The organism is Bartonella propinqua (assembly GCF_047263965.1).
Lineage (GTDB): Bacteria > Pseudomonadota > Alphaproteobacteria > Rhizobiales > Rhizobiaceae > Bartonella.
On record NZ_JBLEBK010000001.1, the window covers coordinates 89,441 to 95,878 of the forward strand.

Genomic DNA, 6,438 nt, shown 5'->3' on the forward strand with positions numbered 1-6,438 from the left:
ATCTATATTTTTTGCACCTTCGAGAATAGCCTCCAATCTATTTTTTTATGTAATTTTACAACTTTTTCCTATTTACCGTTTCTTTTAAATCTGATGCGATACAATTATCAAAAGCATTGCTAATAAAAATTGATCCATTTTCATTAATTCTGGTAACTCAGATTCTGGCGTCTCATAATAAATTGAGCTCAATAAACAAATTCATTATAAGCAGAGATTTAGCAATAAAACTCATGACTTCTTCAGTTATGCCATAAAGTGCATAAAATGTATGCTTTCTAATTCCGAACTGTGCACTTTCAATAAATCTATTAAACTGCTCTTCTGCAGTTATTCTTGTCTCAGTTTCATCAATATTAGACTTTTCACAACCAATAACATTATCTGTACCACAAAATCATCATCACCCGTAAAAACGATAGTATCGTAACTAGAAATCTTCTCATTCTATTTTGTGGGACGTTTATTATACTTCACCTGACCAACATCATTGTCGCCTAAATTCTTTGCCCCTGTTATCGCAAAATTCATAGCAAAATAAAAGTCTTGATAAAAATATAAATACCGTAACTCCCAATGAAACCACTTTAATTTAATATATTTCGAATATAAATTTTTCGTATTCTAATAACAACATATTTAAAACATAAAAACGGACATTTTTGCTTTATGAAAAATTAAATAAATGGTTTTTCTTAAGTGTTTGTGAAAGATAAAAAGGGATTTATTTTTTAACAGCTTATTTTATTGCAATCATAATAAGTATTAAATTCGGTCATCTTAGCTATATTATATATAGGGTATTAACCAAAATAGCAACAAGCAGTGATTGCTTTTTATAGAAGCTATAGAGGATAGTTTATATAAATAGTATATTTTGTTGATAGAACCAGAACCACTTTCTTGCCTTTGTCAATAAGAGCAAAGGCAAGTAGGTTTTTAGAGATGTATTTTTATCAGTTTAGCATCATATTGAATCCTGCACCGATTCCCCAGTGTCCTCCAGATCCCGTAACTGATATATTAGACTGAATAATTCCGTCTTCAGATGTATATCCAGTACCAAAAGCAAATGCAGATTGACTACGCCATATGCCGCTACCAAATGCAATACTTAACTTGCCTGGTGTATCGTTATAACGCAAATTAGATACAGCTAAACCAATAGCTGCAGCTTGCCTTGCTTCTTTTCGTGCATTTTTTATACCATAATTTAAAATGTCAAACTTCATATCTGTATAGGATTGAGTTTCCCTGATGATACTCGTTACTTTATTATCTGTGTATTCTTTCGCACTACTAAGAACAAAGTCTGTCTTTTCTTTCAACTGACCTCCATTTACTGCCTGCTTCGAGCCTATCTCAACACTGCCATTAGCAACATTGTCAATCACAACTGGATCACCTTCTTTCTCGCCAGCCAAGGTAATAGTATTGGTCTTTGTACCATCTGAGTTTTTATCATAAGTAACAGCACCATCAACGACCTTATTTTCAACATCTTTTATTTTTTGATCTATATCGTCTACTTTCTTGGCAACACTATCAACCTTCTGGTTAGTTTCCCAAAGCTGCTCTCCATTCACTGCATCCGTAGAACCTTTGTTAACTTCACCTTTGGCTACATTGGTAATATTACTAGATGTTCCATTATGGCTAGCGTCATACGCACCTTTATCATTATCCCAAACCAAACCATTAGATGGAATATTATTTTCAAGATCATTAATACGATCATTAACGCTTAACAGACCATCACTGACAGCGTCAAAAGCATCTGAAACAGTATTATAGACATTCTTTTCACCAGATTTACCCGCGTTATTGAGTTGTGCAACCTCAAATTTTGGAGAGACCCATTGACCATCCATATATCCAGCACCACCGCCTAAATACGCAGCAAGCTTATTGCTCATCAAATAAAGCTGATTACCTGTTACAGCCTCTGTTGAACCTGCTGCAATATTTCCATCCAGAAGATATTTAAGTTTGCTATTACTTTTTTCTCCTTCTTTTCCATGTAAAGCAACAAAAGCCTCATCAGTATCACTCCACAACAAAGCATTTGAAAGTTTATTGCCAACAGTACCACCATTCTCCATATCCGTGAGAAAGTCACTAACCCCAGCAAACGCAGAAGCAACATCTCTATATGTCTCACCCATCACCGTATAAGTTGGTGCGACACCATTCAATATATCCGCACTACCGCCTAAATACGCAGCAAGTTTATTGCTCATTAAATAAAGCTGATTACCCGTTATGGCTTCCGTTGAACCCTCAAAGATACTTCCATCCAGAAGATACTTAAGTTTGCTATTACTTTTTTCCTCTCCTTTTCCATGTAGAGCAACAAAAGCTTCATCAGTATCACTCCACAACAAAGCGTTCGAAAGCTTATTGCCAACAGTACCACCATTCTCCATATCCGTGAGAAAATCACTAACCCCAGCAAACGCAGAAGCAACATCTCTATATGTCTCACCCATCACCGTATAAGTTGGTGCAACACCATTCAATATATCCGCACTACCGCCGAAATATTTTGATACATTTTCAGCAATCTTAGCAACATTCTGATCAGTAGCGAAAAGCTGGGAACCATTAACAGCCTGTTTTGAGGTTTGAGAAAGTTCTCCAGCCTTAATGCCTTCTATCTCTTTATTGCCAGCATTAATACCATCAATCGTCACTTTTGGACCATCAATCATCACTAAACCAGTGGCATCTAAGGTATTACCTCCTATCTTTACACTATTGAGTGTAATATCCTTCGCTAAATCAAACTGTATTTTATGATTTCCATCGCCTCTTGTAATGATGAAGTTTTCACTTCCAGCCGAAAAATCTACCAAATCATCTATTGTAACATGTGTTGGATATTCTCCGTTAACAGACAATTGCCACCCTTTTACAGCCAATTCTCTTAGAGCTTTTAGCTGCGCAACATTTACTGCATCGGTATCTTCACTTCCCGCTGCTACCCCTACAATTTGCCGTGTTACTCCACTTTCAATATCACCAATACTCAAAGCACCATTAGTACTTCTCCACACAATATTGTTATTAGCTGTGCTAACACCTGTTAAAGGATCATAACCTAGTACACCACGTCCAACACGAGCTATAGACATCTCACCTAAAGCAATACCACCTTCAACAATTGCTAATGCATTAGACCCAAGAGCTATCGATGATGCCATTATAGCAGATGCCTGCATCCCTAAAGCAACGCTATTCTCACTTCGTGCTGTTGCATTTAAACCAATATAAACGCTACTTTCATCCCATGTTACTGTAGCGGATTTAACAGAAACTTCAGCCCCTCTTAATGCCCGCGCATCTTCATCCCAAAAAACTGGTGTCCTCTTTATTCTATAAGCATCATGTATGGCATCAGAAATAACATCAGCCACCACAAAATAATTACCATTCCCGCTCACAAGATCATCACCCGTCCACTTTAACTGTTGAGTAATCGTATCTGCAATTATTGCTTTATCAAAACTTAAACTATTGCCTTTACAACCAATAACTCTATCTACACCACAGTGGTCGTAATAATTAGTGAAAACAATATTATCATGACTACTTTGAGTAAAAAGTGTATGAGAACTATCTATATTTAAGATAGGTTGTTTTGTTGGTGCAAAATTTGCAGCAAAAACAGGAGATGCACTCGATAAGAGTATAACTCCTGTAGTTCTCAAAAGAGCTGCTTTAACCAAACTTTTTATTGAATATGATTTTTTCATGAAATCCCCCCAATCAAAATATATTAAAAACATAAAAGATATATTTTGCCGCTAGTTTCACTCTCTTGTAACTGTGTACGGAATCTTAAATTTCTGCGCTTATGCGTAGTATGTTTTGTTCGTAATGAGTCTTTAAACTAAAAAGCTCATTAAATAAATACAAAAAAAGATATAATTTACAATTTAAAAATAACTAATAGAATATTTTTTAATTTTCGTGAACAAAAGTCATTATTTCATAATAACTTATTAATAAACTTCCTTAATTTTATTTCTTTCTGTAATAATAATATTTATTTTAAAACAAATCATAATAGATTTCTTTTTGTTGCATACAATGCAAGGTACAATAATAGTAAAGTTTTTCTATTAAAGTGGAAAAATATTGGAATATTTTTATAAAAACTGAGTCTGTAGCGTTATTATGAGACTCATATTCAGTGTAAATATTTTTTTGAAAATAAAATTTCGCCCTTGCCTTTAATCAAGACAAGGGCGAACAATTTTTTACTAATGTATTTTATTCACTGTCAGTTCAGTGTAAAATTAAACCCTGCACCTATCCCCCAATGACCGCCAGAACTCGTTAAAGATAAATTGGACTTGATATCCCCATTTTCAGACGTATAGCCAGCACCAAAGGCAAATGCAGACTGACTACGCCATATACCGGTACCAAATGCAATACTCAGTTTTCCAGGTGTGTCATTATAACGTAAGTTAGACACTGCCAATCCAATAGCTGCAGCTTGTCTTGCCTCTTTTCGTGCATTTTCTATACCATAATTTAAAACATCAAACCTCATATCTGTGTATTGTTTAGACTTTTCAACAGCATCATCGATGGCATCAACAACAATATTGTTTACCCGTTGGTCTGTATATTTCTTTGCATCTTCAAGAGCTATCTTCATTTGCTGTTCAGTGTAATCATGCAACTGTCCACCATTTACTGCTTCTTTTGATCCTTTTTTAATATTACCATCAGCAAGATTGTCAATTAATACAGGCTCACTTTCATCGCCTCCTGCTAAAGTGATCTTATTTGTCTTTTCACCGTCTTCATTTTTGTCATAACTAACAACCCCATCGGCAAAATCATCAAATTTATTCTCAATATCAGTAACTAAACCACCAATATCAGCAATCGTATTCGAAATATTGTCAACCCTATTTTCAAGATGCTGAACATCCTTTTCAACACCATCAATACGATTGTTCGTTTCCCAAAGCTGTGCTCCATTCACTGCATCTGTTGAATCTTGTGTAACTTCACCTTTGGCTACATTGGTAATCTTACCAGCTTGACCATTATAACTAACGTCATAAGCTCCTTTATCATGATTCCAATGGACAACATCTGAATCAAATTTGTCTGTCGCCTCATTAATACGATCATTTATATTTTTCATACTATCATTAACGCCACCAAATGCATCAGCAACACTCTGATACTGCTGCTTACTAACACTACCATCTGAATTGAATTGAGAAATCATAAAACTAGGCGCTATCCATTGCCCATTCTCATACTTAGCACCACCGCCAAGATAAGCAGCAAGCTGAGTACCCATTGAATAAAGCTGCGAACCATTGATTGCTTCTGTTGAAGTTAGAGAAATCTCTCCACTCATAACACCAGAAAGTTTTCGCTCTTGTTCCTTACTATTTGCAATATTGATTTCCAGTCCATTTGTCGCTTTACCAATGGTGATAGGGCTGTCATTGTCTTTTTGTTGAACAAGGTCATTCTCTATCACATTGGAAACCAAGTCATAAATACCTGTTAAAGAAGTATCGACAGCATTAAAAGCGGTTTCCACATTATCGTATATCCTACCCTGAATATTATAATTTGGTGCAATACCTTCTAGCACATTTGCACCACCACCAAGATATAGCGATATATGTTTAGCAATATTAAGCGCACCTTGCTGCACCTCATCAAAGTAATCACTAAGCTCCGTAACCTCAGTACTGAGAACATTAACTTTAGTATCAACCTCAAAAAGCTGTGAACCATTCACTGCTTCTGTTGAATTTGCTGAAAGCATACCATTCGCAACACCAGAAATTTTCCGAGATTGTTTATCCTCATTTGCAATATTGATTATAACACCATCTTTTTTTGCACCGATAGAGATATAACTCTCACCTGCTGTACTTGCCTCATGGTACTCAACGATATTATTGCTTACACCATTATCACCCATACTGTCAGCTATTAAATTTTCTAATTCTTTTTTTACTCCTTTCAACTGTGAAAGATTAACTGCATCTTTCTCGAGTACACCATCTCCTACCCCTGTAATTGTTTTAAAATCTCCATGAATCCCACCTTTAGTCATCCTTGGACCACCTGTAATCATAAAACCAGCATTACTCATACTGCTAAGCCCTGTTGTAACACGACCAACCTGAATGTGCTCAGCCAAATCAAATGTTATATTATTTTCATTATCTCTTGTTATTTTGACATTTAGTTTATTTTCATAATCATCAGTAAATCCTTGCAAATTAACCTTGCTATTCGACCCAATAATCGTACTATCCGTCCCATTAACGGAAAGCATCCACCCTGCTCCGATTTCATTTTTGATAGCATTATTCAACTGTCCTAAATTAACTGCGTCGCTATCTAGAGTTCCATTTGCCAACCCTGTAATCTTTTTATTACCAGCAT

At 35.5% G+C, this 6,438-nt stretch carries 2 protein-coding genes; both read right to left on the reverse strand.

The window, feature by feature from the left end; genetic code table 11:
* Nucleotides 1-956: 956 nt before the first annotated feature.
* Complete coding sequence (locus tag ACMFKV_RS00400; protein WP_413154207.1) at nt 957-3,755, reverse strand: YadA-like family protein; 2,799 nt, start codon at nt 3,753-3,755, stop codon at nt 957-959.
* A 530-nt stretch (nt 3,756-4,285) separates the two neighbouring features.
* The coding region (locus ACMFKV_RS00405) for a Vomp family autotransporter (RefSeq protein WP_413154208.1) at nt 4,286-6,438 on the reverse strand (2,153 nt) is incomplete at its 5' end.

What these genes read in the sequence shown, in the direction of transcription:
- ACMFKV_RS00400 (WP_413154207.1), bottom strand. Translation starts at nt 3,755, where the DNA reads ATGAAAAAATCATATTCAATAAAAAGTTTGGTTAAAGCAGCTCTTTTG.